Source organism: Streptomyces sp. NPDC051636 (assembly GCF_044453765.1).
Classification (GTDB): Bacteria; Actinomycetota; Actinomycetes; order Streptomycetales; family Streptomycetaceae; genus Streptomyces.
In genome coordinates, this window is record NZ_JBITDA010000010.1 from 152,019 (window position 1) to 177,840 (window position 25,822).

The window sequence follows — 25,822 nt, forward strand, 5'->3', positions numbered from 1 at the left end:
GTAGGATCGGGGCATGCCTTCGAACGCCTCCGCCGCGGGCGGCACGCACGAAAAGAACGCCGCCCCGCCGCTCCCGGACCCCCTCCGGGTGCCGGTCGCCGACTCCCACACCCACCTCGACATGCAGTCCGGCACGGTCGAGGAGGGCCTCGCGAAGGCCGCGTCGGTGGGTGTGACGACGCTCGTCCAGGTCGGCTGCGACATCAAGGGCTCGCGGTGGGCCGCCGAGACCGCGGCGGCGTACGAGAGCGTGCACGCGACGGTCGCCCTGCACCCGAACGAGGCGCCGCGCATCGTCCACGGCGACCCCGACGGCTGGTCGCGGCAGGGCGCCCGCGAGCCGGGCGGCGACGCCGCGCTGGACGAGGCCCTCGCCGAGATCGACCGGCTGGCCGGGCTGCCGCAGGTGAAGGGCGTCGGTGAGACGGGGCTCGACTACTTCCGCACCGGGCCCGGGGGCAAGGCGGCGCAGGAGCGGTCCTTCCGGGCTCATATAGAGATCGCCAAACGGCACGGCAAGGCGCTGGTCATCCACGACCGCGACGCCCACACCGACGTCCTGCGCGTGCTGAAGGAGGAGGGCGCCCCCGAGCGCACCGTCTTCCACTGCTACTCCGGCGACGCCGGGATGGCCGAGGTGTGCGCCCGCGAGGGCTACTACATGTCCTTCGCCGGCAACGTCACCTTCAAGAACGCCCAGAACCTGCGTGACGCCCTCGTCGTCGCCCCGCTGGAACTGGTCCTGGTGGAGACCGACGCGCCCTTCCTGACGCCGGCGCCGTACCGCGGGCGGCCGAACGCCCCGTACCTGATCCCGGTCACGGTGCGTGCCATGGCCGCCGTGCGCGGCATCGACGAGGACATCCTGGCGGCGGCGCTCGCCGCGAACACGGCACGCGCGTTCAGCTACTGACGGGTACTACTCTGTGTAGTCGCGTCGCTTTGGAGAGTGACGTCCGCTCCGCTAGGTTCTGGGGGCCCGATCGGACCCCTCTGGCCCCCTGGAGCGTGTCGGCGTGAGCAAGTCGCAGTACGAGACGTACGGACCGTACGGCCATGACGCCTCCGTGCACCCCGCGGAGACACCGCCGTACGGGAGGTACGGGGACACCTATCGGCCCGCTTACGAGGCACAGGCGTACTTCGTCACCGAGCCGGCGGTGCCGCGGCAGGTGGCGAGCGTGCCCGAGGCGGTGACCCCCGAGCCCCCCGTGCCCGCCGTGCCCGCCGTGCCCGCCGAGGCCGGCAGGCGTGCCGCGCACCGGCGCAGGGCGCGCCGCACCGAGCGCCCGGAGGCCGCGGTGCGCCGGCTGCTGCCGCGGGTGCTGGTTGTGGCGTTCCTCGCCGGCGGCACCACCGCGTTCGTCGCCAAGGACAAAGCGGTCGAGCTGAGCGTCGACGGCAGGCCGCGCACGCTGCACACCTTCGCCGACGACGTGACCGAGCTGCTGGCCGAGGAGGGCGTGGCGGTCGGCGCCCACGACGTGGTGGCGCCCGCCCCCGGCACGGCTCTGGCCAGCGGCGACGAGGTCGCGGTGCGCTACGGGCGCCCCGTGCGGCTCACCCTCGACGGTCACCGGCGCGAGGTGTGGACGACGGCGCACACCGTGGACGAGGCGCTCGAGCAGATGGGCGTGCGGGCGGAGGGCGCGTATCTGTCGGCCTCGCGGTCCCAGCGGATCGGGCGCGCCGGGCTCGCCCTCGACGTGCGCACCGAGCGCGCGGTCACGATCATGGCGGACGGCCGGGCCCGCACCATCCGCACCAACGCGGCGACCGTACGGGAGGTGGTGGAGGAGGCCGGGATCACCCTGCACGGCCAGGACACCACCTCCGTTTCGCCCGACAGCTTCCCGCGCGACGGGCAGACGGTGACCGTGCTGCGGATCACCGGCGCGAAGGAGGTCCGCGAGGAGGCGATCCCCTTCCAGGTGCGGCGGACCGAAGACCCCTCCCTGTTCACGGGCACGGAGGTCGTCGAGCGGCCCGGACAGCCGGGGCTGCGGCGGGTCACCTACTTCCAGCGGACCGTCAACGGGGTCAAGCAGACGCCGCGCCGGGAGAGATCCGAGGTCGTGCGCAGGCCGCGGACGCAGCTCGTGAAGGTGGGCACCAAGCCGCATCCCCCGTCCGTGCGGGGCGCCGACCACCTCAACTGGAAGGGGCTCGCGGCCTGCGAGTCCGGGGGGCGGCCCGACGCGGTGGATCCCTCCGGCACGTACGGCGGCCTCTACCAGTTCGACACCCGCACCTGGCATGCCCTCGGCGGCACGGGGCGTCCCCAGGACGCGCCGGCGGCGGAACAGACGTACCGGGCGAAGAAGCTGTACATGCGGCAGGGGGAGAGTCCCTGGCCGCACTGCGGGGCGCGGCTGCACGGGTGAGGCGGTCTTCGGGCGGGCCCGTAGTCTTGTCCCGTGAGCAGCAGCCCCGCCCCAGACGTCCTCCTCGGTCCCGCCGACATCCGTGAGCTCGCGGCAGCGCTGGGCGTGCGTCCCACCAAACAGCGCGGCCAGAACTTCGTGATCGACGCGAACACGGTCCGCCGTATCGTCCGCACCGCCGAGGTCCGTCCCGAGGACGTGGTCGTCGAGGTCGGTCCGGGGCTCGGCTCCCTCACCCTGGGACTGCTGGAGGCCGCCGACCGCGTCACCGCCGTCGAGATCGACGACGTCCTCGCCGCCGCGCTGCCCGCGACGATCGCGGCCCGCAGCCCTGAGCGGGCGGACCGGTTCGCGCTGGTCCACTCCGACGCGATGCACGTCACCGAGCTGCCGGGCCCCGCCCCGACCGCGCTGGTGGCGAACCTGCCGTACAACGTGGCCGTGCCGGTGCTGCTGCACATGCTCGAGACCTTCCCCAGCATCGAACGCACCCTGGTGATGGTGCAGTCCGAGGTCGCCGACCGGCTCGCCGCCCCGCCCGGCTCGAAGGTGTACGGCGTGCCGTCCGTGAAGGCCAACTGGTACGCCGAGGTCAAGCGGGCCGGCGCCATCGGCCGCAACGTCTTCTGGCCCGCGCCCAACGTCGACAGCGGACTGGTCTCGCTCGTCCGGCGGCCCGAGCCGATCAGGACCACGGCCTCCAGGCGGGAGGTCTTCGCCGTCGTCGACGCGGCGTTCGCGCAGCGCCGCAAGACCCTGCGGGCCGCGCTCGCCGGGTGGGCCGGGTCGGCGGCGGCCGCCGAGGCGGCCCTGGTCGCCGCCGGTGTCTCGCCGCAGGCACGCGGGGAGTCCCTGACGGTGGAGGAGTTCGCGCGCATCGCCGAGGCCGCGTCATCGCGGGGGGCGACCCCCGCACCCCCGAAGAAGGAGTCCGGTCAGCAGTGAGCGTCACGGTACGCGTCCCCGCCAAGGTCAACGTCCAGCTCGCCGTGGGAGCCGCCCGCCCCGACGGCTTCCACGACCTGGCCAACGTCTTCCTCGCGGTCGGCCTGTACGACGAGGTCACGGTCACCCCGGCCGACGAGCTGCGCGTCACCTGCGCCGGGCCGGACGCCGAGCAGGTCCCCCTGGACCGCACGAACCTCGCCGCGCGCGCGGCCGTCGCCCTCGCCGAGCGCCGGGGCATCGAGCCCGCCGTGCACCTCCACATCGCCAAGGACATCCCGGTCGCCGGGGGCATGGCGGGCGGCAGCGCGGACGGCGCGGGCGCGCTGCTCGCGTGCAACACGCTGTGGGGTACGGGTGCTTCGCGGGCCGAACTCCTCTCCATCTGCGCCGAGTTGGGCAGCGACGTGCCGTTCGGCCTGGTGGGCGGGGCGGCGCTGGGCATCGGGCGCGGTGAGCGGCTGACGGCGCTGGAGGTCGGCGGGACCTTCCACTGGGTGTTCGCGATGGCCGAGCGGGGGCTGTCGACGCCGGCGGTCTTCCGGGAGTTCGACCGGCTGGCGGAGGGGCGGCAGATTCCCGAGCCGGTGGCTTCGGCGGAGCTGCTGGAGGCGCTGGCGAAGGGCGACCCGGAGGCGCTGGCGGGGGCTGTGTCGAACGACCTTCAGCCTGCCGCGCTGTCGCTGTTCCCGGAGCTGGCGGACACGCTGGACGCGGGGCGGGCGGCGGGCGCGCTTGCCGCGCTGGTCTCCGGGTCGGGGCCCACCACGGCGTTCCTCGCGCGTGACGCCGAGTCGGCGGAGAAGGCGGCGCAGGCGCTGCGAGCGTCGGGGACGTGCCGGACGGTGCGGACCGCGGAGGGGCCGGTGCCGGGGGCGACGGTCGTCTGAGGCTCAGAGGGCGTCGATGGCGGTCAGGTCGATGTCGATGTCGTAAGGCACACCGACCTTGACGTGATCGTGGTAGATGCCGGTGAGTGCGTAGGTGCCGGTGGCCTCGCCGCGTTCGTACACCTGGACCACGGGGTGGTCGTCCTGGCCCGCCATCTCGACCAGCCAGAAGTGCGCAATACCGGCCGCGGCGTACTTGTGCGGCTTGTAGTCGCGGTCGCGGGCCTCGGAGTCCGGTGAGACCACCTCGACGGCGAGGAGGACGTCGGCCGCCTTGAAGTGGGTCTGACGTCGGTCCGTGACGGCTTCGGCACGGACCACCGAGATGTCCGGTTCGGGGCCGTTGCGCCGATCCAGAACCACCGTCATCTCACGCGCGACCTTGAAGCCGGGCGGCACGGTGCTGCGCAGCCCGTTCGCCAGAAGGTCGATCGTGGCGAAGTGGAAGTAGCGCTGCGGGCTCACGAAGACCAGGCTCCCGTCGATGAGCTCGGTGTGCGGCGGGAGATCCGGCAGCGTGAACAGGTCGTCCACGGTGTAGCCGTCCTGCGGCGGCACCGGCCACTGCATGCGGTGCTCTGCGGACTCGGCGGTCATGGTTCCTCCCATGGACGGGATCCTGCTGCCTGCCCTCCACGGTAGCGGTCGATTCCCGATCACGTCATCACAAAGAGTGACCGCCCCTCGCGCGCCGTCCCCCGCGCCCCAGGCCCTACGCTAGAAGGCTGACCGACCCCCGCACGCAGGAGTGAAATGGCCGTCAACCTGGTCAATGTCGAGAACGTCAGCAAGGTGTACGGCACCCGTGCCCTGTTGGACGGTGTCTCGCTCGGCGTGTCGGAAGGGGACCGGATCGGGGTCGTCGGACGCAACGGCGACGGCAAGACCACCCTCATCCGGATGCTCGCCAAGGTGGAGGAGACCGACACCGGGCGGGTCACGCACTCCGGCGGGCTGCGGATCGGGGTGCTCACCCAGCACGACTCCCTCGACCCCGCGGCCACCGTCCGGCACGAGGTCATCGGTGACATGGCCGACCACGAGTGGGCCGGGAACGCCAAGGTCAGGGACGTACTGACGGGGCTGTTCGGCGGACTCGACCTGCCCGGCTTCCCGAAGGGGCTCGACACCGTCATCGGGCCGCTGTCGGGTGGCGAGCGGCGGCGGATCGCGCTGGCCAAGCTGCTCATCGAGGAGCAGGACCTGATCGTCCTCGACGAGCCCACCAACCACCTCGACGTCGAGGGCATCTCCTGGCTGGCCCGGCACCTGCGGGAGCGCCGGTCGGCGCTGGTGTGCGTCACGCACGACCGCTGGTTCCTCGACCAGGTGTGCACCCGCATGTGGGACGTCCAGCGCGGCACCGTGTACGAGTACGAGGGCGGCTACTCCGACTACGTCTTCGCCCGGGCCGAGCGCGAGCGCATCGCCGCCACCGAGGAGACCAAGCGGCAGAACCTGGTCCGCAAGGAGCTGGCCTGGCTGCGGCGCGGCGCGCCCGCCCGTACCTCCAAGCCGCGCTTCCGCGTGGAGGCCGCCAACGAGCTCATCGCGGACGTGCCGCCGCCCCGGGACAGCAGCGAGCTGATGAAGTTCGCCTCCTCCCGGCTCGGCAAGACCGTCTTCGACCTGGAGGACATCACCGTCCAGGCCGGCCCCAAGGTGCTGCTCAAGCACGTCACCTGGCAGCTCGGCCCCGGCGACCGCGTCGGCCTGGTCGGCGTCAACGGCGCCGGGAAGACCTCCCTGCTGCGCGCCATGGCCGACGCGGCCCGGACCGAGGGCGAGGCACAGCCGGTCGGCGGGCGGATCGCCGTCGGCAGGACCGTCAAGCTCGCCTACCTCTCCCAGGAGGTCGGCGAACTCGACCCGAACCTGCGGGTCCTGGAGGCCGTCCAGCGGGTGCGCGAGCGCGTCGACCTCGGCAAGGGGCGTGAGATGACCGCCGGACAGCTGTGCGAGACGTTCGGCTTCAACAAGGAGAAGCAGTGGACGCCGGTGGGGGACCTGTCGGGTGGTGAGCGGCGCAGGCTCCAGCTGCTGCGTCTCCTCATGGACGAGCCCAACGTCCTCTTCCTGGACGAGCCCACCAACGACCTCGACATCGAGACCCTCACCCAGCTCGAGGACCTCCTCGACGGCTGGCCCGGCTCGATGATCGTCATCTCCCACGACCGCTTCTTCGTCGAGCGCACCACCGACCGGGTCTACGCCCTCCTCGGCGACGGCACGCTGCGGATGCTGCCGCGCGGCATCGACGAGTACCTGGAGCGGCGGCAGCGGATGGAGGAGGCGGTCGCCGCCTCCGCCGCCGCGTCGGCGCCCAAGGCCGCCGCCCCGGAGAGGAGCGCCGCCGACCAGCGCGCCGCCAAGAAGGAACTCCAGAAGATCGAGCGGCAGTTGGACCGCGTCTCCGAGAAGGAGTCCAGGCTGCACGCCCAGATTGCCGAGCACGCCACCGACTTCGCCAAGGTCGCCGAACTCGACGCCCAGCTGCGGGACTTGGCCGGGGAGCGCGAGGAACTGGAGCTGCGCTGGCTGGAACTCGCCGAGGACGCGTAGCGGGGGCGCGCAGCACGTGAAGGGGGCGTGAAGGCGCGTAACGGCGGCATCACGGGCCGGTCCTCCCTTGGGAACAGGGGATGATCCGGCCCGGCGTGCTGTCGGAGGCGAGTGATAGAAAGAGCGGTCTGAGAACCGTGAACCGTGTGAGTACGACCTTGGGTCCGTTGAAGGAACCTCGGGGCGTGGCTAAAAGTCAGTGAACGAGGGGGAGACGCGCTGATGACCCAGCCGCCCAACCAACCGCCGCAGCAGGGCGGTTTCGGCCCGCCGCAGGACCAGCCGCCCCAGGGCGGGTTCGGAGCCCCCGCGCCCCCTCCACCGGCCCAGCCGCAGCCCCAGCCCCAGCCGGGATACGGCTACCCGCAGCAGCAGCAGCCCGGCCCCTACGCCCAGCCCGGCCCGTACGCGGCCGGAACGCCCGGTCCGTACGGGCAGCCGCAGCAGCCGGGGCCGTACGGCGGGCAGCCCGGGTACGGCCACCCGCAGCAGCCGCAGTACCCCGGCACGCCCGGCACCCCGCCGCCCGGCGGCCCGCGCGGCCTCTTCAAGGGGAAGCCCGCGCTGGTCATCGGGGCCGCGGTGGCCGCGCTGCTGGTCATCGGCGGCACCGTCTACGCGGTCACCAGCGGCGGTGACGGCAAGAAGAAGCCGGTGGCCCACGAGAGCGACGACGCGAAGTCCTCGGGGCCTTCCGCCACCGACACGCCGGTCAACCCCGGTGACGGCAGCGGCGACGGCGGCTCGGACCCGGAGAACCTCAACGCGGGCCGCAAGTCCGGCGAGGCCAAGGTGCTCTGGTACAAGACGGCGCCCGACGCGCCCGGTTCCGGCGCCGACGCACCCGGAATGTGGATCACGGACAAGACGGCGGTGAAGGCGGCGTACAAGCAGGTCTTCGCCTACAACGTCGGTGACGGCACCCCCACTTGGGACCCCATCACCTTCCCGCAGAAAGTCTGCGCGGTCACCCCGCAGAAGTCGGCCGACGACAAGGTCGTCGTGGCGTACATGAGCGGCACCAGCGACCGCGCCAAGTGCAACCAGCTCCAGCAGATCGACCTGAACACGGGCGAGAAGGGCTGGAGCGGCACGGTCGCCGACGGCGGCCTGTTCGACAGCGCGATCAGCGTCGAACTGACCATCAGCGGCAGGACGCTGATGGTGGGCCGCTCGCAGTCGGGCACGGCGTACGACCTCGGCAGCGGCAAAAAGCTGTACGACAAGAAGAAGTACGGCACCGACTGCTTCCCGACCGCGTTCGCGGGCGGCACCGACCGGCTGATCTCCGTCGCCTCCTGCGACGCCAGCGGCAGCGACGAACACGACGAGATCCAGTGGCTCGACCCGGCCACCGGCAAGGTCAAGTGGACCCAGAAGGTCAAGAAGGGCTGGAGAGTCGCGCGCACCTACTCCGTCAAGCCGCTCGTGGTCTATCTGACCAACGAGGACAAGAAGGCCTGGAACATCGCCACCTTCACCCCCGACGGCAGGTTCCGCTCCGAGGTGAAGGTCGACGAGAAGTTCGCCCCGAACTGCGGCTGGACCGTCCTCGAACGCGACCTCCAGGGCTGCCAGGGCGTCGCGGCCGACGCCAACACCCTCTACCTGCCCACCGACACCACCAGCGGCGCCAACGAGATCGTCGCGATCAGCCTGTCGACCGGCAAGGCGAAGTGGCGTGTGAAGTCCCCGACGGACGAGTCGATGACCCCGGTGAAGGTCGAGGACGGCAAGCTCGTCGCGTACGTGCGGCCGTCGTACGACACCGGCGGCCAGGTCGTGTCGATCCCGACCGGCGGGGCCGGCCACAAGACGACGAAGCTGCTGCAGAACCCCAGCGGCGCCGCGGAGATCGAGGACGGCTTCTACGACGGGGCCGTGGACTGGGCCGACGGACGTTTCTACATCTCCTCCACCCGGCTGTCGGGGAACGACGACGCGAAGGAGAAGCTGATGCTCGCCTTCGGCAAGTGAGACCGGTTCCCTTCGTCGCCTTCCCTCCCGCCTTTCCCGAGCTTTCTGCCGAGGTACACCAGCCATGACCCAGCCGCCTCCTCCGCCGCCCCACCAGCCCCCGCAGGGCGGCTTCGGCCCGCCGCAGCCATCCCAGCCGCCCCAGCCGCCGCAGAGCCCCCCGACGCCTCCGCCACCGCCGCCGGCCCAGCAGCCGCAGTCCGGCTACGGCTACCCGCAGGCGCCACAGGGCTACGGCTACCCGCAGCCCCCGCAGCCCCCGCAGGGCTACGGCCACCCGCAGGCGCCGCAGCCCCCGCAGGGCTACGGCTACCCGCAGGCGCCGCAGCCCCCGCAGGGCTACGGCTACCCGCAGGCGCCGCAGCCCCCGCAGGGCTACGGCCACCCCGGCCAGCAGCCGACCGCGTACGGCCAGCAGCCCGGCTACGGCTACCCGGGGCAGCCGACCATGCCGATGCACCCGCAGCCCGGGCAGCCGGGCGGCGGCGGGCGCAAGCCGAACACCTCACTGGTCATCGTCGTCTCGGCGCTGGTCGCGGTCGCCCTGATCATCGGCGGCGGCGTCTGGTACGCCAAGTCCTCCGGCGACGACGGCAAGAAGAAGGACACCGCGAGCTCCAGCGGCGGCACGGGCGGCAGCGACAACAAGGGCGGCACCGGCGGTACGTCCTCCGGCGGCGAGGAGAAGGTGCCCGCCAACACCGCGGCCGAGCCCCTCTTCAACGTCCCGTCCCCCAAGGCGAACGACACGGTCGTCACCTCCGGCTCCTGGCTCACCGACAAGGTGTACGCCAAGAGCGGCATCGCGCAGATCGTCGGCTACGACCCCGACAAGGGCACCAGGCTGTGGACGATCAAGCTGTCCGGCCCGGTCTGCTCGGCCACCAACCACGTCACCTCCGACGGCCGGACGGCGATCACCTTCCAGCCGAAGATGCCCGCGAAGGGCTCCTCCGCGGGATGCAGCCAGGTCGCCGCGATCGACCTCAACGCGGGCAAGAAGCTGTGGACGAAGTCGGTCGACTCCGGTGACTACCCGGTCAGCTTCGAGAACGTGACGGTCGCGCAGAACACGGTCGCCGTCGGCAGCACCAGCGGCGGCGCCGCCTTCGACATCGGCTCCGGCAAGGTGCTGTGGCAGCCCAAGCCGGACGACACCTGCTACGACGCCGGGTACGGCGGCGGCGAGAAGCTGGTGGCGGTGCGCAAGTGCGGCGACTACGACAACCGGCAGCTGCACATCCAGACCATCGACCCGAAGTCCGGGAAGGTGATCTCCGAGTACAAGATGGCCTCCGGCATCGACTACGCCGCCGTCGTCTCCACCAACCCGCTGGTGGTCGCCGCCGACGTCGGCGACAGCGCGGGCGACGGCAGCGGCATCTCGGACTACTTCTCCATCGACAACAAGACCGGCAAGCTGCGTACCCGCATCTCCGCGCCGGGCGACTCCTTCGGCGGCCGCTGCGACGGCATCACCCGCATCGAGTACTGCAAGGAGATCGTCGTCGGCAACGACAAGCTGTACGTGCCGACCGAGGAGCACGACGGCACCGGCCAGTACAGCAGGACCAACGAGATCGTCGCGTTCGACCTGGGCACCGGCAAGCAGACCGGCCAGCGCGCCGACGCCGGCGACGGCTACTCGATCTCCCCGCTGCGTATGGACGGCGGCAACCTGATCGCGTACAAGCGTCCGCCGTACGACAAGGGCGGCCAGATCGTCAGCATCGACGGCGGCTCCTTCAAGGAGACCAAGCTGCTGGAGAACCCGGCCACCGAGTCGGTCCGCGACACGGAGACCAGCATGCTGCCGGACTACGCGGAGATCCTCTACTCCCAGGGCCACCTGTACATGTCGGCGGTCTACGCGGACAAAAACGACTCCACGGACAGCGAGGAGTACCTGGTGGTCGCGTTCGGCGCGGGTGGCTGATCCGGTCGTCATCAGATCCGGGCACTTCTCACCGGTAGGGCAGCGCAATGTCGAACAAGCGTGTAGCTTCCCCGGCATGAAAGGGCGGGGTGCCGGGGGGCCCTCTGTCCAAGAGGACCGTGGGGATCCATAGTGGGGCATCCATGGGGGGACTGGGGGGTTGCTCTATGGGAGTGCGGCTCATCGTGGTCGACGACCACCGCTTGCTCGCGGAGGCGCTGGCCTCGGCGCTCAAGCTGCGGGGACACCGGGTGCTCGCGGCGGCGGCGCCGGCCGCGGGCGCGGCGGACCTGGTGATCAGCCGGGCACCCGAGGTGTGCCTGCTGGGCACGGCGGCGCCGGCCGAGCCGGGGGCCTTCGACCCCGTGGTGAAGATCAAGCGGGAGCGCCCGCAGGTCGCGGTCCTGGTACTGGGCCCGGTGCCGTCGCCCCGGGGCATCGCGGCGGCCTTCGCGGCGGGCGCCTCCGGCTACGTACGCCACGACGAGCGCATCGAGGGCGTCGAGCGGGCGATCATGAAGGCCAGGACCGGGGAGGCGGCCGTCGCTCCACAGCTGTTGCAGGGAGCCTTCAGCGAGCTGCTGAATCCCGCGGCCCAGCCCGACGACGAGGGCCAGCGCCTGTTGCAGATGCTCACCCGGAGAGAGGTCGAGGTCCTGGTCCGGGTCGCCGACGGCGAGGACACGCGGGTGATCGCGGCGGGCATGGGCATCGCCCCGTCGACTGCTCGCACGCATGTCCAGCGGGTCCTGATGAAACTGGGGGTGGGTTCCCGGTTGGAGGCGGCGGCGCTGGCCGCGCGGACGGGGCTGCTGGATCGGGCGTCAACGGGGCCCGAGTGAGGCCCGGGGGCGGATGGACGGTGCCGGTCCGTGTTACTCGGCCCGTCCGGCCTTTGAGGACGAGGCCCGTTCTGGGCCGAAGCGGGGGTCCGGGGGCGGCAGCCCCCAGCGCCGCCCGCATCGACGGCGGGTGCCCTACCCCTCACGGCACCTGTGACTCGTCCTCGTCCGGCAGGACCACCGGCGGAGGCGTGGGCCGCAGCTTCAGCCACGCCAGGAAGAACAGCCCCAGCAGCAGCATCCCGATCCCGGTCCACAGGTTGATGTTCACCCCCTGCGCCTTGTTGATCTCCGCGTCGGAGTCGGTGATCCCGGCGATCGTCACGATGATCCCGTACAGCACGAACAGCCCACCGATGATCCGCCGCAGGTCGAAGATCCGCGCGGCGGTCGCCGACTTGTGCTCCAGCTCGGTGACTTCCCGCTGGACGTCTTCCTCGGAATACCCGGAGTACTCGGACATGGTCTCTCCATTCTCCCGCGGTCAGAACGAGAACGGGATGTAGCAGGCGGCGGCCAGGATCACTGCGCCCCAGCCGAGCAGCGCGGGCCGGCGGTACCAGGCGTCGTCCCCGGCGGCGGGCGGCTCGGACATGCCGGGGGAGCGGGTGCCGTACACCAGGCCCTGGAGCTCATGGGCCGGCTTGGGCCGGGTGAACAGTGACACCGCGACCATGACGACCGCGCCCGCGACGAACCCGGCGATCGCGGAGACGAAGTTGGCGCCCTGGTCGGTGGGGATGCCGATGATGCCCTTCTTGTAGATCACGAAGTAGTTGACCATCGCGGTCACCGTCCCGGCGAGCAGCCCCCAGAAGCCGGACTTCGCGGACGCCCGCTTCCAGAACATGCCGACGATGAAGACGACGAACATCGGCACGTTGAAGAAGGAGAACAGCGTCTGCAGATAGCTCATGATGTTCGAGAACGACGACGCCAGGAACGCCGTGCCGATCGACGCCAGCACGCCGATCGCCGTGATCAGGCGGCCGAAGCGCACGTAGTACGCGTCCTCGCGGTGCCGGACCACGTACCGCGCCCAGATGTCGTTGGTGAAGACGGTGTTGAAGGACGACACGTTGGCCGCCATGCCCGCCATGAAGGCGGCGAGCAGACCGGTCACGGCGATGCCGAGCACGCCGTTGGGCAGCAGCTCCTGCATCAGGTACGGGATCGCGTCGTTGTACTGCAGGTCCGAGCCGGAGGTGCCGATGTTCGGCACGAGTGCCGCCACGACCAGGCCCGGGATCATCACCAGGAAGACGATGAAGATCTTCGGGTACGCGGCGATCAGCGGGGTGCGCTGGGAGGCGGAGAGGTTCCGGGCGGACAGGGCGCGCTGCACCTCGGCGAAGTTCGTCGTCCAGTAGCCGAAGGAGAGCACGAACCCGAGGCCGAGGACGATGGTCAGCCAGTTGGCGCCGAGCGGGTTGACGCTGCCGATGCCGGTGCCGCCCCACGCGGTGGTGAAGTCGTGGCCGTGCAGCGCGGTGAGCCTGTCGGTCAGGCCGCCCCAGCCGCCGACCCTCTTCAGGCCGAGAATGGAGAGCGGGATGAGGGCCGCCAGGATCACGAAGAACTGGAGCACCTCGTTGTAGATCGCCGAGGACAGGCCGCCGAGGGTGATGTAGGCGAGGACGAAGAAGCCGGCGACCACGATCGCCACCCACTGCGGCCAGCCCAGCAGCGCCTCGACGACGATCGCCAGGGCGTAGAGGTTCACCCCGGAGATCAGGATGGCGGCGAACGCGAACAGGGTCGAACTGAGCAGGTGGGCCCACTTGTCGAAGCGGAGCAGCAGGAACTCGGGGACCGAGCGGACCTTGCTGCCGTAGTAGAAGGGCATCATCACCAGGCCGAGGAAGACCATGGCGGGGATGGCACCGATCCAGTACCAGTGGACGGTGTAGGCGCCGTACTGGGCACTGTTGGCCGCCATGCCCAGGATCTCGGTGGCGGCCAGGTTGGCCGAGATGAAGGCGAGGCCGGTGATCCAGGCGGGCAGGGAGCGCCCGGAGAGGAAGAAGTCGAGGCTGGTCTTCACCGAGCGGCGGGCGGCGAAGCCGATGCCCAGAACGACGACGAAGTAGATCGCGAGGATCGTGTAGTCGAGCCAGTTGGTGGGGAGCCGGAGCCCGGCGGCCAGGTACGTGGGGGTTCGCATGCGGCGTTCACCTTGCTTGGTGTTCTTTGTTTGATTGTGGTGGTGACGGGCGTGGGGGTTTGTGGTTTGATGTGTGCGGTTCTGCTTGGTGCCTTGCTGGGTGTACGGATGGAGAGTCGCGGTGAAGAAGACCTCGACCCGGTTGGCCGACGGTCGTGAGCTCATCTACTACGACCTGCGGGACGACGCGGTGCGCGACGCGGTGGACCGGCGCCCGCTGGAGCGCACGGTCACCACTTCGGAGGTACGCCACGACCGGCTGCTCGGTGACGCGGTGGCCGTCGCCTCGCACCGGCAGGGCCGTACCTACCACCCGCCGGCCGACGAGTGCCCCCTGTGCCCCTCGCAGGGAGAGCGCCTGAGCGAGATCCCGGACTCGTCGTACGACGTCGTCGTCTTCGAGAACCGCTTCCCCTCGCTGGCCGGCGACTCCGGGCGCTGCGAGGTCGTCTGCTTCACCTCCGACCATCACGCCTCCTTCGCCGACCTCACCGAGGAGCAGGCGCGACTGGTCCTGGACGCCTGGACCGACCGCACCTCCGAGCTGTCGCACCTCCCCTCCGTCGAGCAGGTGTTCTGCTTCGAGAACCGTGGGGCCGAGATCGGTGTGACGCTCGGGCATCCGCACGGGCAGATCTACGCCTACCCCTTCACCACGCCGCGCACCGCCCTGATGCTGCGTTCACTGGCAACCCACAAGGACGCCACCGGCGGCGGAAACGTCTTCGACGCCGTCCTGGAGCGGGAACTCGCCGATGAGCGGATCGTCCTTGAGGGTGAACACTGGGTCGCCTTCGTGCCGTACGCCGCGCACTGGCCGTACGAGGTCCACCTGTATCCCAAGCGCCGCGTCCCCGACCTGCTCGCGCTCGACGAGGCGGCACGCACAGAGTTCCCCAAGGTCTATCTGGAACTCTTGAGGCGCTTCGACCGGATCTTCGGCGAAGGTGAGCCTCCGACGCCCTACATCGCGGCCTGGCACCAGGCACCGTTCGGCCAGCTGGAGGACTTCGAGGGCGTGACGCGGGACGACTTCGCGCTGCACCTCGAGCTTTTCACCATCCGCCGCACCTCCGGCAAGCTGAAGTTCCTCGCGGGTTCCGAATCCGGCATGAGCGTGTTCATCAACGACGTGCCGCCGGAGCGCGCGGCCGAGCGACTGCGAGAGGTAGCGAGTTCATGAGCGGGAAGTACCTGGTGACGGGTGGCGCGGGTTACGTCGGCAGCGTGGTCGCCCAGCACCTGCTGGAGGCCGGCCACGAGGTCACCGTCCTGGACAACCTCTCCACCGGCTTCCGCGAGGGCGTGCCCGCGGGGGCCGCGTTCGTCGAGGGCGACATCCGCGAGGCGGGCAAGTGGCTCGACGCCTCCTACGACGGCGTCCTGCACTTCGCCGCGTTCTCGCAGGTCGGCGAGTCCGTGGTGAAGCCGGAGAAGTACTGGGACAACAACGTCGGCGGCACCATGGCCCTGCTCGGCGCGATGCGCGGGGCGGGTGTGCGCACCCTGGTGTTCTCCTCCACGGCGGCCACCTACGGCGAGCCGGAGCAGGTCCCGATCGTCGAGACCGCGCCGGCGAAGCCCACCAACCCCTACGGCGCCTCCAAGCTCGCCGTCGACCACATGATCACCGGCGAGGCGGCCGCCCACGGCCTGGGCGCGGTCTCCCTGCGCTACTTCAACGTGGCCGGCGCGTACGGCGCGCAGGGCGAGCGGCACGACCCCGAGTCGCACCTCATCCCCCTGGTCCTCCAGGTCGCCCAGGGCCGCCGGGAGGCCATCTCGGTCTTCGGCGACGACTACCCGACCCCGGACGGCACCTGCGTCCGCGACTACATCCACGTGGCGGACCTGGCCGAGGCCCACCTGCTGGCCCTGAAGGCCGCGAAGCCCGGCGAGCACCTGATCTGCAACCTCGGCAACGGTGAGGGCTTCTCCGTCCGCGAGGTCATCGAGACCGTCCGCAAGGTCACCGGCCACCCGATCCCCGAGGTCGTGGCCCCGCGCCGGGACGGCGACCCGGCCGTCCTGGTCGCGTCCGCCGAGACCGCCCGCGAGCGCCTCGGCTGGCAGCCGTCCCGCGCGGACCTCGCCGGTATCGTCGCGGACGCCTGGGAGTTCGCCCAGCACATCGCAAGGGAGCAGTAGTGGGGGCACAGCAGGTCCGCGAGGACTTCGTCGAGCTGTACGGGGCCGATCCGGAGGGCGTCTGGTCGGCGCCGGGCCGGGTCAACCTGATCGGCGAACACACCGACTACAACGACGGCTTCGTCATGCCGTTCGCCCTGCCGCACGTGGCGACGGCGGCGGTCTCGCGGCGTACGGACGGCCGTCTGCGGCTGCACTCGGCCGACATCGAGGGCGGCGTCGTGGAGCTGTCGCTGGACGCCCTCGCGCCGGAGAGCGACCCCGAGTGGACGGCGTACCCCGCGGGTGTGGTCTGGGCGCTGCGCGAGGCCGGGCATCCGGTCACCGGCGCCGACGTCCACCTGTCCTCGACCGTCCCGACCGGCGCGGGCCTGTCCTCCTCGGCGGCCCTGGAGGTCGTGATCGCCCTCGCCCTGGGCGACCTGTACGAACTGGGCCTGCAGCGCTGGCAGCTGGCCCGCCTGTGCCAGCGCGCCGAGAACGTCTACGTCGGCGTGCCGACCGGCATCATGGACCAGACGGCGTCGGCCTGCTGCGAGTCCGGGCATGCCCTGTTCCTCGACACCCGCGACCTGTCCCAGCAGCAGATCCCCTTCGACCTCGCGGCCGAGGGCCTGCGTCTGCTGGTGGTCGACACCCGGGTCAAGCACGCCCACAGCGGCGGCGAGTACGGCAAGCGGCGGGCGGGCTGCGAGAAGGGCGCGGCCCTGCTCGGGGTGGACGCCCTGCGGGACATTCCGTACGCCGGCCTGGACGCGGCCCTGGCCCGCCTCGGCGACGAGGAGGAGGTCATCCGCCTGGTCCGGCACGTCGTCACCGAGGACCAGCGGGTCGAGCGGGTCGTCGAACTCCTCCGGTCCGGCGAGACCCGCGCCATCGGCCCGGTCCTCACCGCGGGCCACGCCTCCCTGCGCGACGACTTCCGCATCTCCTGCCGGGAACTGGACCTGGTGGTCGACACCGCGCTGGCCGTCGGCGCCCTGGGCGCCCGCATGACCGGCGGCGGCTTCGGCGGCTCGGCGATCGTCCTGGCGGAGGCCACCGACGTCGACACGATCGGCAAGGCCGTCGAGGAGGCCTTCGCGGCGGCCGGCTGCACGGCGCCGCGGGTGTTCGAGGCGGTGCCGGCGGCGGGCGCTCGGCGGGTGAACTGACGGCATCGATTCCCACGCCTGTCGCCGCAGCATCTGGCGGTGCACCAGGAGACACGGGGCGGCCACATATGGCGTCGCCGCCGCCCCCCGCCGCGGGGCCGGCCCGGCCCCGGATCCCGCCCCGGCCCTCCTGTCCGCCCCCTCCTCCACCACCGCCCCCGTCCCACCGGCCGTTTGAGACAGCGCCTGTTCCGTGGCAGCCGCCGGCGATCTGTGCCGACCGGCGGCCCCCGCTTGGCGTCCGGCAGCTCACCCCAGCCGCTTCGTCAGCGTGTACTCCGTGATCCCCGGCGGATAGCCGGGGATCACGCACACCACCTCGTAGCCGTGCCTGCGGTAGAAGTCCGGGGCCTGGAAGTCCCAGGTCTCCAGGCGGGCGTGGCGGCAGGCGCGGTCGGTGCGGGCGATGCGCTCGGCCTCCGCGAGCAGCCGGGAGCCCAGGCCCGTGCCGCGGTGGCGGTTGTCGACCCACAGGTACGTCACGTGCAGCCAGGTCGCCCAGGTGTGACCGACCAGTCCGCCCGCGAGCTCGCCCGATTCGTCCGACGCCCAGACGTGGAGCGGATGTTGCCGTTCGTCCGGGGTGCCGCGCAGGGCGGCCAGGACCGGGGACACGGCCGTGTTGGTGTCCCACAGGCGGGAGCGGAGCAGATCACGTCGGGCCTTGTCGACTTCCGCCTCAATACGAAACATGCGGCACACCATAAACGCGCTGGGCGGCCAGTTCTGCAAATAGCCTTCCGCCGCCCGCCCCGGTCCGTACCCTGATGTGCAGCACCGGTGGGGGCCGGTGCTGATCAGGGGGCGAGACAGGCGGGTACGACGCCCGCGGTGGGGGTAGCAGTGTTCGCACGGCGGCGGCCGTGCGGTTTGCGTTCCGTCAGCCGTGGGGTCGTACCCGCAAGGTCGTCGTTCACCGGACCAGTGGGGGGTTTCAGTGGTTCGCATCCGAGTCCTGGTCGTCGACGACCACCGCATCTTCGCCGAGTCGCTCGCCGCCGCCCTGGCCGCCGAGCCCGACGTCGACGTCTCCGCGGCAGGCAGTGGCCCGGCCGCGCTGCGCTGCCTGGAGCGGGCCGCCGCCGAGGGCCGCCGGTACGACGTGCTGCTCGTCGACGCCGACCTGGGCGGTCATGTGCCCGGCATACGTCCGGCCGTGCCGGTGCAGGAGGTCGGCGAGGACGGCCTCGTCGACGGGATATCGCTGGTCGCGGGCGTACGGTCGGCGCAGCCGGGTGTACGGACGGTCGTCCTCGCCGAGAAGGACGACCCGCGCCGGGCCGCTCTCGCGCTGCAGGCCGGCGCCTCGGGGTGGGTCGCCAAGGACTGCTCGCTGTCCCGGCTGCTGAACGTCATCCGCGGCGTCCTGCGCGACGAGACCCATCTGCCGCCCGCCCTGCTCACCGGGGTGCTGCGGGAACTGACCGCCGCGCGCAAGCACCGCACCGAGAGCGAGCGGCTGGTGGAGTCCCTCACCCCGCGCGAGCGCGAGGTGCTGCGCTGCATGGTCGCCGGCCTCGGCCGCAAGGCAGTTGCCGAACGCCTGTTCCTCTCCCCGCACACCGTCCGCACCCACATGCAGAACGTCCTGGGCAAGCTGGGCGTCCACTCCACCCTCGCCGCCGTCGCGCTCGCGCGGCGGGCCGGGGTGGGGCCGGTCGACCTGGGGCCTGCCGGGCGGATCATGCCGGAGGCAACCAACAGCGCCTGATCCCCGCGTTTGCGGCAGGATCCGCCCGGCAGGCCCTCAGCCGGGGATGTTGTCGAACGGGGCGGTCAACTGGCGTAGGAGTCCGGCCAGTTCGCTGCGCTGGGCGTGGGTGAGCTCACCGAGGATCGCCCGCTCCTGGTCCAGCAGGCCCGCCAGGGCCTGGTCCGCGCGGTCCCGGCCCTCGGCGGTCAGCCGGACCAGCACGCCCCGCCGGTCGCTGGGGTCGGGCAGCCGCTCCACCAGGCCCTTCTTGGCCAGCCGGTCGATGCGGTTGGTCATTGTGCCCGACGTGACCAGCGTCTGGGTCAGCAGCTGCCCCGGCGAGAGCTGGTACGGCGTCCCCGCGCGCCTGAGCGCGGTCAGCACGTCGAACTCCCACGGCTCCAGCTGGTGCTCGGCGAAGGCCAGCCGGCGTGCCCGGTCCAGGTGCCGGGCCAGTCTGCTCACCCGGCTGAGCACCTCGAGCGGTTCCACGTCGAGGTCCGGGCGCTCCCGGCGCCACGCAGCGACCAGCCGATCGACCTCGTCCTCCATGACGATCAGTGTAGTGGTTGTGTCGACGTGAAGTCTCTTGACGTAAAGCCTCTTGACATCAAGATAGATGGGTCGGGAAGGTGGGAGACATGACCACTCCCTCCTGGGACCCCGCCCAGTACCTCCGCCACGCCGGCCACCGTGCCCGCCCCTTCGCCGATCTCCTCGCCCGCGTCCCCGACCTCCCCGGCGACGCGCCCCGCATCGCCGACCTCGGCTGCGGCCCCGGCAACGTCACCGCGCTCCTCGCCGAGCGCTGGCCGGTCGCGCACATCACCGGGTACGACAATTCACCCGCGATGCTCGACAAGGCCCGGGTGGAGCACGAGGGCCCCACGGCAGGCGGCGGCTGCCTCGACTTCGCGCACGCCGACGCCCGCGTCTGGGCACCCGGCGAGCCGTACGACCTGATCATCAGCAACGCCACCCTCCAGTGGGTGCCGGGGCACGTCGACCGCTTCGCCGACTGGACCGCGGCCCTGAAGCCGGGCGGCACCTTCGCCTTCCAGGTACCCGGCAACTTCGCTGCCCCCAGCCACCGGCTGATGCGCTCCCTGGTCCGCTCCGCCCGCTGGCGGGACCGCCTCGCGGATGTCCTGCGCCACGAGGACGCCGTGCTCACGCCCGAGGTGTATCTGGACCGGCTGACCGGCCTCGGCTGCGCGGCGGACGTGTGGGAGACGACGTACATCCACCTGCTCCAGGGCGAGGACCCGGTCCTGGACTGGGTGAAGGGCACGGTCCTGCGCCCGGTCCTCACCGCGCTCGCCGACGACCCGGAGGCCCTGGAGGAATTCCTGGCCGAGTACCGGGCCGCCCTGCGCGAGGCCTACCCGGCGGGCCCGCACGGCACGCCGTTCCCGTTCCGCCGCATCTTCGCGGTCGCGAGGAAGGAAGCGTGATGCTCAGCGCGGTCGACCACGTCCAGCTGGCGGCACCGCCTGGCAGCGAGGACCTGCTGCGGGCGTACTACGTGGACGTCCTCGGCATGACGGAGGTCCCCAAGCCGCCGGTTCTTGCGGCGCGCGGAGGCTGCTGGTTCCAGGCGGGTGCCGTGCGTCTGCATCTGGGGATCGAGGCGGCCCCCGCCGGAGGCGGGAAGTGTGACTGTCGGCCCGCGAGGAAGGCCCATCCGGGGCTGCGGGTGACGGACATCGAGGCCTACGCGGCCCGGCTGACCGCGCGAGGTGCGCCGGTCACCTGGGACGACGACCTCCCGGGCCACCGGCGCTTCTACTCCGAGGATCCGGTGGGGAACCGGCTGGAGTTCCTGGAGCGGCTCAGGTCGTCCGGCCCAGGTGCGTGACGAGGATGCGAACCACGTCGTCTTCGAGCACATAGAGGACGCGGTACACACCCACGCGCAGGCGGCGCACATTGGGGCCGTAAGCCGTGGAGTTGGCGGGACGCGGTGTCTCGGCGAGTGTGTCGACCGCTTCGTAGACGGAGGCGAGCCCGGGAGGGTCGTCCTTGAGGAACCGTACGGCCTGGTTGGTGGCGCCCGGCTCCCAGATGATGCGGTAGGTCACGGACGCAGACCCAGGATGCGTCCGACCTCCTCGTGGGGGATGCCCTCTCCCAGCGTGCCCTCGGCCTTGCGCCGCTGGTAGTCGGCGACGGCCAGGGCATCTTCGAGATCCTCTATCACCTGCGGCGAGACCAGGAGCGCGGCTACGTGCCCGTGGTCGGTGAGGGCGATGGTCTCGCGGCCGTGAGCCGCACGGCGGACCAGGTCACCGAGCTGGGAACGGGCTGCGCTGATCGCGATCTCAGTCATGCCCTCCATCGTTCCACAAGATGCATCTACCGGTCTATTGGTGTCAGCTTCAGGGGGCTCAGCTCCTCCGGTGCCCAATGAGCCGCGGCTTCGGCTCAAGCCCGTCCAGCCCGTGCCAGGCCAGATTCACCAGGTGGGCGGCGACCTCCGCCTTCTTGGGCCGGCGCACGTCCAGCCACCACTGCCCGGTCAGCGCCACCATGCCGACCAGCGCCTGCGCGTACAGCGGAGCCAGCTTCGGGTCGAACCCGCGGCTCTTGAACTCGCGGCCCAGGATGTCCTCCACCTGGGTGGCGATGTCGGAGATCAAGGACGCGAAGGAGCCCGTGGACTGGGGGATGGGGGAGTCGCGGACCAGGATGCGGAAGCCGTCCGTGTACTCCTCGATGTAGTCCAGCAACGCGAAGGCGGCCTGTTCGCACAGTTCACGCGGGTGACCGGCCGTGAGGGAACTCGTCACCATGTCCAGCAGGCGCCTCATCTCGCGGTCCACCACCACCGCGTACAGCCCTTCCTTGCCGCCGAAGTGCTCGTACACCACCGGCTTCGACACCCCGGCCTTCGCGGCGATCTCCTCCACCGACGTGCCCTCGAAACCTTTCGCCGCGAAGAGGGTGCGACCGATCTCCAGCAGCTGCTGGCGGCGCTCTGCACCGGTCATCCGGGTGCGACGCGCACGCCGCGGCTTGTCATTGCTCGGGGTGCTGCTGGAGTCGGTCGCCACGGCGTCAATCATGCCGCCTCGGCAGTCTCCCTCCGGCGCCGGGAGCCGCCTTCCTGGGTGTTACGGCGCGAATCGATACGCGAGCGTGACGGCCAGCGCACGTCGTACGCCCAGCCGAGCTTCTCGAACCAGCGGATGAAGCGGGCCGAGGAGTCCAGCTGGCCGCGCATCACACCGTGCCGCGCCGAGGTCGGGTCGGCGTGGTGCAGGTTGTGCCAGGACTCGCCGCAGGACAGGACCGCCAGCCACCACACGTTCCCGGAGCGGTCCCGGGACTTGAAGGGGCGCTTGCCGACCGCGTGACAGATCGAGTTGATCGACCACGTCACATGGTGCAGCAGAGCCACCCGCACGAGTGAGCCCCAGAAGAACCCGGTGAACGCGCCCCACCACGACATGGTGACCAGCCCGCCGATCACCGCCGGCAACGCCAGCGACACCGCCGTCCACAGCACGAACTGGCGGGAGATCGCCCGGATCATCGGGTCCTTGATCAGGTCCGGCGCGTACTTGTCCTGCGGCGTCTGTTCCTCGTCGAACATCCAGGCGATGTGTGCCCACCACAGGCCCTTGACCAGCGCCGGAACCGTCTCCCCGAACCGCCACGGCGAATGCGGGTCCCCCTCCGCGTCGGAGAACCTGTGGTGCTTGCGATGATCGGCCACCCAGCGCACCAGGGGCCCCTCGACCGCCAGCGAACCCATGATCGCCAGAGCGATCCTCAGGGGCCGCTTGGCCTTGAACGAACCATGCGTGAAGTACCGGTGGAACCCGATCGTGATGCCGTGGCAGCCCAGGAAGTAGAAGAACACCAGCAGACCGAGGTCGAGCCAGCTCACGCCCCACCCCCAGGCCAGCGGCACCGCCGCCAGCAGCGCCAGGAACGGGACGGTGATGAACAGCAGCAGCGTGATCTGCTCGATCGAACGCTTCTGCTCGCCACCCAGCGTGGCGGAGGTGCTCGGGGAGTCGGGCGACTGCGGGGCGTTTTCCATCAGATCGGAACTTGAGGTCATGCGCGTCCCCTGTGGGGTCGAGGGTCGAAACAGATGCCGGGGCCGCGGGACCGAGCAGGGCTCGAGCGGTACTTCCCTACGGTCCCGTAACCTACGGCGTCGTAAGTATGGCAGCGTGTCGTCCGGCGGCAAGAGCCCGACGACCTGCGCGTCCTTGTGGACACCTATCCTTGATGTCGGTCGGACAGCGCGGTCCGCTCTTTTCTTCCCGGATGTCCGGCCCGTATGCGGCGCCCGCCGCGTGGCAGACGGCCCAGACTTACGGGTCCCCTCCCAGATGAGCTTCAACACTGCAAGGAGCCGCACCTGTGAGCAGTGCCGACGACCTGACTCCCCGGACCACGACAACCAGCAGCGCGCTGCGCGCCGACATCCGGCGACTGGGTGACCTCCTCGGCGAGACCCTCGTCCGGCAGGAGGGCCCCGAGCTGCTCGAACTCGTCGAGAAGGTCCGCCGCCTCACCCGCGAGGACGGCGAGGCCGCCGCCGAGCTGCTGCGCGGCACCGAACTGGACACCGCGGCCAAGCTGGTCCGCGCCTTCTCCACCTACTTCCACCTGGCCAACGTCACCGAACAGGTCCACCGCGGCCGCGAACTGCGCGCCAGGCGCGCCGCCGAGGGCGGCCTCCTCGCCCGCACCGCCGACCGCCTCAAGGACGCCGACCCCGAGCACGTCCGCGAGACCGTCACCCACCTCAACGTCCGTCCGGTGTTCACGGCACACCCCACCGAGGCCGCCCGGCGGTCGGTCCTCAACAAGCTCCGGCGCATCGCCGCGCTCCTGGAGACCCCGGTCATCGAGTCCGACCGCCGCCGCCACGACACCCGGCTGGCCGAGAACATCGACCTCGTCTGGCAGACCGATGAGCTGCGCGTCGTACGCCCCGAACCCGCCGACGAGGCCCGCAACGCCATCTACTACCTGGACGAGCTGCACGCCGGCGCGGTCGGCGACGTCCTGGAGGACCTCACCGCCGAACTGGAACGGGTCGGGGTGAAGCTGCCGGACGACACGCGGCCGCTCACCTTCGGCACCTGGATCGGCGGCGACCGCGACGGCAACCCCAACGTCACCCCCCAGGTGACCTGGGACGTCCTCATCCTCCAGCACGAACACGGCATCAACGACGCCCTGGACACCATCGACGAACTGCGCGGCCTGCTGTCCAACTCCATCCGCTACGCCGGCGCCACCGAAGAGCTCCTCGAATCCCTCCAGGCCGACCTCGAACGCCTGCCCGAGATCAGCCCCCGCTACAAGCGCCTCAACGCCGAGGAGCCCTACCGGCTCAAGGCCACCTGCATCCGGCAGAAGCTCGTCAACACCAAGCAGCGCCTCGCCAAGGGCACCCCCCACGAGGCGGGCCGCGACTACCTCGGCACCGCCGAGCTCCTGCAGGACCTGCGGCTCATCCAGACCTCACTGCGCGCGCACCGCGGCGGCCTGTTCGCCGACGGCCGCCTCTCCCGCACCATCCGCACCCTCGCCGCCTTCGGTCTCCAGCTCGCCACCATGGACGTACGCGAACACGCGGACGCCCACCACCACGCCCTCGGTCAGCTCTTCGACCGACTTGGCGAGGAATCCTGGCGCTACGCCGACATGCCCCGCGACTACCGCGCCAAGCTCCTCGCCAAGGAACTGCGCTCCAGAAGGCCCCTCGCGCCCACCCCGGCCCCCGTCGACGCGGCCGGCCGGAAGACCCTCGGCGTCTTCCAGACCATCAAGAAGGCCCTGGAGGTCTTCGGTCCCGAGGTCATCGAGTCCTACATCATCTCCATGTGCCAGGGCGCCGACGACGTCTTCGCCGCCACCGTCCTCGCCCGCGAGGCCGGCCTCCTCGACCTGCACGCCGGCTGGGCGAAGATCGGCATCGTCCCCCTCCTGGAGACCACCGACGAGCTCAAGGCCGCCGACACCATCCTGGAGGACATGCTCTCCGACCCCTCCTACCGGCGCCTCGTCGCCCTGCGCGGCGACGTCCAGGAGGTCATGCTCGGCTACAGCGACTCCTCCAAGTTCGGCGGCATCACCACCAGCCAGTGGGAGATCCACCGCGCCCAGCGCCGCCTGCGCGACGTCGCCCACCGCTACGGCGTCCGCCTGCGCCTCTTCCACGGCCGCGGCGGCACCGTCGGCCGCGGCGGCGGCCCCTCCCACGACGCGATCCTCGCCCAGCCGTGGGGCACCCTCGAAGGCGAGATCAAGGTCACCGAACAGGGCGAGGTCATCTCCGACAAGTACCTCATCCCGTCCCTGGCCCGCGAGAACCTCGAACTGACCGTCGCCGCCACCCTGCAGGCCTCCGCCCTGCACACCGCGCCCCGCCAGTCCGACGAGGCCCTCGCCCGCTGGGACGCCGCCATGGACGTCGTCTCCGACGCCGCCCATGCCGCCTACCGCAGGCTCGTGGAGGACCCGGACCTGCCGGCGTACTTCTTCGCCGCCACCCCCGTCGACCAGCTCGCCGACCTCCACCTCGGCTCCAGGCCTTCGAGGAGGCCCGACTCGGGCGCCGGACTGGACGGCCTGCGGGCCATCCCCTGGGTGTTCGGCTGGACCCAGTCCCGGCAGATCGTCCCCGGCTGGTTCGGCGTCGGCTCCGGCCTGAAGGCCCTGCGCGAGGCCGGCCTCGACACCGTGCTCGAAGAGATGCACGGACAGTGGCACTTCTTCCGCAACTTCATCTCCAACGTCGAGATGACGCTCGCGAAGACCGACCTCCGCATCGCCCAGCACTACGTCGACACCCTCGTCCCCGACGACCTCAAGCACGTCTTCGACACCATCAAGGCCGAACACGAGCTCACCGTCACCGAGGTCCTGAAGGTCACCGGCGAGAAGGAACTGCTCGACGCCACACCCGTCCTCAAGCAGACCTTCGCCATCCGCGACGCCTACCTCGACCCCATCTCCTACCTCCAGGTCACCCTCCTCAAGCGCCAGCGCGACGCCGCGGCCGCCGGCGAGCAGCCCGACCCGCTGCTTGCCCGCGCCCTGCTGCTGACCGTCAACGGCGTGGCGGCGGGCCTGCGCAACACCGGCTGACACCGGAC

Annotated in this window: 24 protein-coding genes; 15 read left to right on the forward strand and 9 right to left on the reverse strand. The window is 71.0% G+C overall.

Going from position 1 to position 25,822, the window contains the following annotated elements:
* Positions 1–13 precede the first annotated feature (13 nt).
* From ACIBBH_RS19915 to ACIBBH_RS19930, 4 genes are all read left to right on the forward strand, one after another.
* Positions 14–913 (forward strand): TatD family hydrolase, encoded by a 900-nt coding sequence (locus ACIBBH_RS19915; protein ID WP_399406293.1) that lies wholly within the window; start codon positions 14–16, stop codon positions 911–913.
* Between the two features lie 103 nt (positions 914–1,016).
* Positions 1,017–2,384 (forward strand): ubiquitin-like domain-containing protein, encoded by a 1,368-nt coding sequence (locus ACIBBH_RS19920; protein WP_399406295.1) that lies wholly within the window; start codon positions 1,017–1,019, stop codon positions 2,382–2,384.
* A gap of 33 nt (positions 2,385–2,417) precedes the next feature.
* Positions 2,418–3,329, forward strand: a complete 912-nt coding sequence (gene rsmA, locus ACIBBH_RS19925) for a 16S rRNA (adenine(1518)-N(6)/adenine(1519)-N(6))-dimethyltransferase RsmA (protein ID WP_399406297.1) — start codon at positions 2,418–2,420, stop codon at positions 3,327–3,329.
* Complete coding sequence (locus tag ACIBBH_RS19930; protein ID WP_399406299.1) at positions 3,326–4,219, forward strand: 4-(cytidine 5'-diphospho)-2-C-methyl-D-erythritol kinase; 894 nt, start codon at positions 3,326–3,328, stop codon at positions 4,217–4,219. Before rsmA ends, ACIBBH_RS19930 begins: the two co-directional genes overlap by 4 nt.
* Positions 4,220–4,222: 3 nt before the next feature.
* On the opposite strand, the gene ACIBBH_RS19935 is transcribed toward ACIBBH_RS19930, so the two are convergent.
* Positions 4,223–4,816 carry a Uma2 family endonuclease gene (locus tag ACIBBH_RS19935; RefSeq protein ID WP_399406300.1) on the reverse strand — a complete coding sequence of 198 codons (594 nt, stop codon included), beginning with the start codon at positions 4,814–4,816 and terminating at the stop codon, positions 4,223–4,225.
* Between the two features lie 156 nt (positions 4,817–4,972).
* Here ACIBBH_RS19935 and ACIBBH_RS19940 point away from each other — a divergent pair, with 156 nt between their 5' ends.
* From ACIBBH_RS19940 to ACIBBH_RS19955, 4 genes are all read left to right on the forward strand, one after another.
* Positions 4,973–6,781, forward strand: coding sequence for an ABC-F family ATP-binding cassette domain-containing protein (locus ACIBBH_RS19940; RefSeq protein WP_399406302.1), 1,809 nt, complete (start codon positions 4,973–4,975; stop codon positions 6,779–6,781).
* A gap of 222 nt (positions 6,782–7,003) precedes the next feature.
* Positions 7,004–8,758: a PQQ-binding-like beta-propeller repeat protein gene (locus ACIBBH_RS19945; protein ID WP_399406304.1), complete on the forward strand. Its 1,755-nt coding sequence runs from the start codon at positions 7,004–7,006 to the stop codon at positions 8,756–8,758.
* Between the two features lie 64 nt (positions 8,759–8,822).
* On the forward strand, positions 8,823–10,694 hold the full coding sequence (locus ACIBBH_RS19950; RefSeq protein ID WP_399406306.1) for a PQQ-binding-like beta-propeller repeat protein: 1,872 nt from the start codon (positions 8,823–8,825) through the stop codon (positions 10,692–10,694).
* Positions 10,695–10,861: 167 nt separating this feature from the next.
* Entirely contained in the window at positions 10,862–11,536 is a 675-nt protein-coding gene (locus ACIBBH_RS19955; protein WP_399406308.1) for a LuxR C-terminal-related transcriptional regulator, read from the forward strand.
* Positions 11,537–11,678: 142 nt separating this feature from the next.
* Here ACIBBH_RS19955 and ACIBBH_RS19960 read toward each other — a convergent pair whose 3' ends face one another.
* Positions 11,679–11,999: a hypothetical protein gene (locus tag ACIBBH_RS19960; RefSeq protein ID WP_399406310.1), complete on the reverse strand. Its 321-nt coding sequence runs from the start codon at positions 11,997–11,999 to the stop codon at positions 11,679–11,681.
* Positions 12,000–12,020: 21 nt separating this feature from the next.
* Positions 12,021–13,700 carry a sodium:solute symporter family protein gene (locus ACIBBH_RS19965; protein ID WP_399406312.1) on the reverse strand — a complete coding sequence of 560 codons (1,680 nt, stop codon included), beginning with the start codon at positions 13,698–13,700 and terminating at the stop codon, positions 12,021–12,023.
* 121 nt (positions 13,701–13,821) lie between these two features.
* Here ACIBBH_RS19965 and galT point away from each other — a divergent pair, with 121 nt between their 5' ends.
* Genes galT through galK form a run of 3 tightly spaced genes read left to right on the forward strand, consistent with a single transcriptional unit; the run spans position 13,822 to position 17,002 of the window.
* Positions 13,822–14,883 carry a galactose-1-phosphate uridylyltransferase gene (gene galT, locus ACIBBH_RS19970; RefSeq protein WP_399406314.1) on the forward strand — a complete coding sequence of 354 codons (1,062 nt, stop codon included), beginning with the start codon at positions 13,822–13,824 and terminating at the stop codon, positions 14,881–14,883.
* Positions 14,880–15,848, forward strand: a complete 969-nt coding sequence (gene galE / locus ACIBBH_RS19975; RefSeq protein ID WP_399406316.1) for a UDP-glucose 4-epimerase GalE — start codon at positions 14,880–14,882, stop codon at positions 15,846–15,848. Before galT ends, galE begins: the two co-directional genes overlap by 4 nt.
* Positions 15,848–17,002, forward strand: a complete 1,155-nt coding sequence (galK, locus tag ACIBBH_RS19980; protein WP_399406318.1) for a galactokinase — start codon at positions 15,848–15,850, stop codon at positions 17,000–17,002. Before galE ends, galK begins: the two co-directional genes overlap by 1 nt.
* A 249-nt stretch (positions 17,003–17,251) precedes the next feature.
* Here galK and ACIBBH_RS19985 read toward each other — a convergent pair whose 3' ends face one another.
* A complete protein-coding gene (locus ACIBBH_RS19985; protein WP_399406320.1) occupies positions 17,252–17,707 on the reverse strand; it encodes a GNAT family N-acetyltransferase in 456 nt (151 codons plus the stop codon).
* Positions 17,708–17,939: 232 nt separating this feature from the next.
* Between ACIBBH_RS19985 and ACIBBH_RS19990 the strand changes: the two genes are divergently transcribed.
* On the forward strand, positions 17,940–18,713 hold the full coding sequence (locus ACIBBH_RS19990) for a LuxR C-terminal-related transcriptional regulator (RefSeq protein WP_399406322.1): 774 nt from the start codon (positions 17,940–17,942) through the stop codon (positions 18,711–18,713).
* A 36-nt stretch (positions 18,714–18,749) separates the two neighbouring features.
* Here ACIBBH_RS19990 and tamR read toward each other — a convergent pair whose 3' ends face one another.
* A complete protein-coding gene (gene tamR / locus ACIBBH_RS19995) occupies positions 18,750–19,247 on the reverse strand; it encodes a MarR family transcriptional regulator TamR (protein ID WP_399406324.1) in 498 nt (165 codons plus the stop codon).
* 89 nt (positions 19,248–19,336) lie between these two features.
* Here tamR and ACIBBH_RS20000 point away from each other — a divergent pair, with 89 nt between their 5' ends.
* Both ACIBBH_RS20000 and ACIBBH_RS20005 read left to right on the forward strand, forming a co-directional pair.
* On the forward strand, positions 19,337–20,149 hold the full coding sequence (locus ACIBBH_RS20000) for a trans-aconitate 2-methyltransferase (RefSeq protein WP_399406326.1): 813 nt from the start codon (positions 19,337–19,339) through the stop codon (positions 20,147–20,149).
* Complete coding sequence (locus ACIBBH_RS20005) at positions 20,149–20,553, forward strand: VOC family protein (protein WP_399406328.1); 405 nt, start codon at positions 20,149–20,151, stop codon at positions 20,551–20,553. The genes ACIBBH_RS20000 and ACIBBH_RS20005 overlap by 1 nt, the downstream gene beginning before the upstream one ends.
* Here ACIBBH_RS20005 and ACIBBH_RS20010 read toward each other — a convergent pair.
* The 4 genes from ACIBBH_RS20010 to ACIBBH_RS20025 are packed head-to-tail and all read right to left on the reverse strand — an operon-like array spanning position 20,528 to position 22,764.
* Positions 20,528–20,776, reverse strand: a complete 249-nt coding sequence (locus ACIBBH_RS20010; protein WP_399406330.1) for a type II toxin-antitoxin system RelE/ParE family toxin — start codon at positions 20,774–20,776, stop codon at positions 20,528–20,530. The genes ACIBBH_RS20005 and ACIBBH_RS20010 overlap by 26 nt on opposite strands.
* The gene (locus ACIBBH_RS20015; protein ID WP_399406332.1) at positions 20,773–21,024 is read right to left on the reverse strand and encodes a type II toxin-antitoxin system Phd/YefM family antitoxin; all 252 of its coding nucleotides are present in this window, start codon (positions 21,022–21,024) and stop codon (positions 20,773–20,775) included. Before ACIBBH_RS20015 ends, ACIBBH_RS20010 begins: the two co-directional genes overlap by 4 nt.
* 58 nt (positions 21,025–21,082) lie before the next feature.
* On the reverse strand, positions 21,083–21,760 hold the full coding sequence (locus ACIBBH_RS20020; RefSeq protein ID WP_399406334.1) for a TetR family transcriptional regulator: 678 nt from the start codon (positions 21,758–21,760) through the stop codon (positions 21,083–21,085).
* On the reverse strand, positions 21,757–22,764 hold the full coding sequence (locus tag ACIBBH_RS20025) for an acyl-CoA desaturase (protein WP_399406336.1): 1,008 nt from the start codon (positions 22,762–22,764) through the stop codon (positions 21,757–21,759). Before ACIBBH_RS20025 ends, ACIBBH_RS20020 begins: the two co-directional genes overlap by 4 nt.
* Positions 22,765–23,072: 308 nt before the next feature.
* Here ACIBBH_RS20025 and ppc point away from each other — a divergent pair, with 308 nt between their 5' ends.
* Positions 23,073–25,814, forward strand: coding sequence for a phosphoenolpyruvate carboxylase (ppc, locus tag ACIBBH_RS20030; RefSeq protein ID WP_399406338.1), 2,742 nt, complete (start codon positions 23,073–23,075; stop codon positions 25,812–25,814).
* The last annotated feature ends 8 nt before the right edge of the window (positions 25,815–25,822 follow it).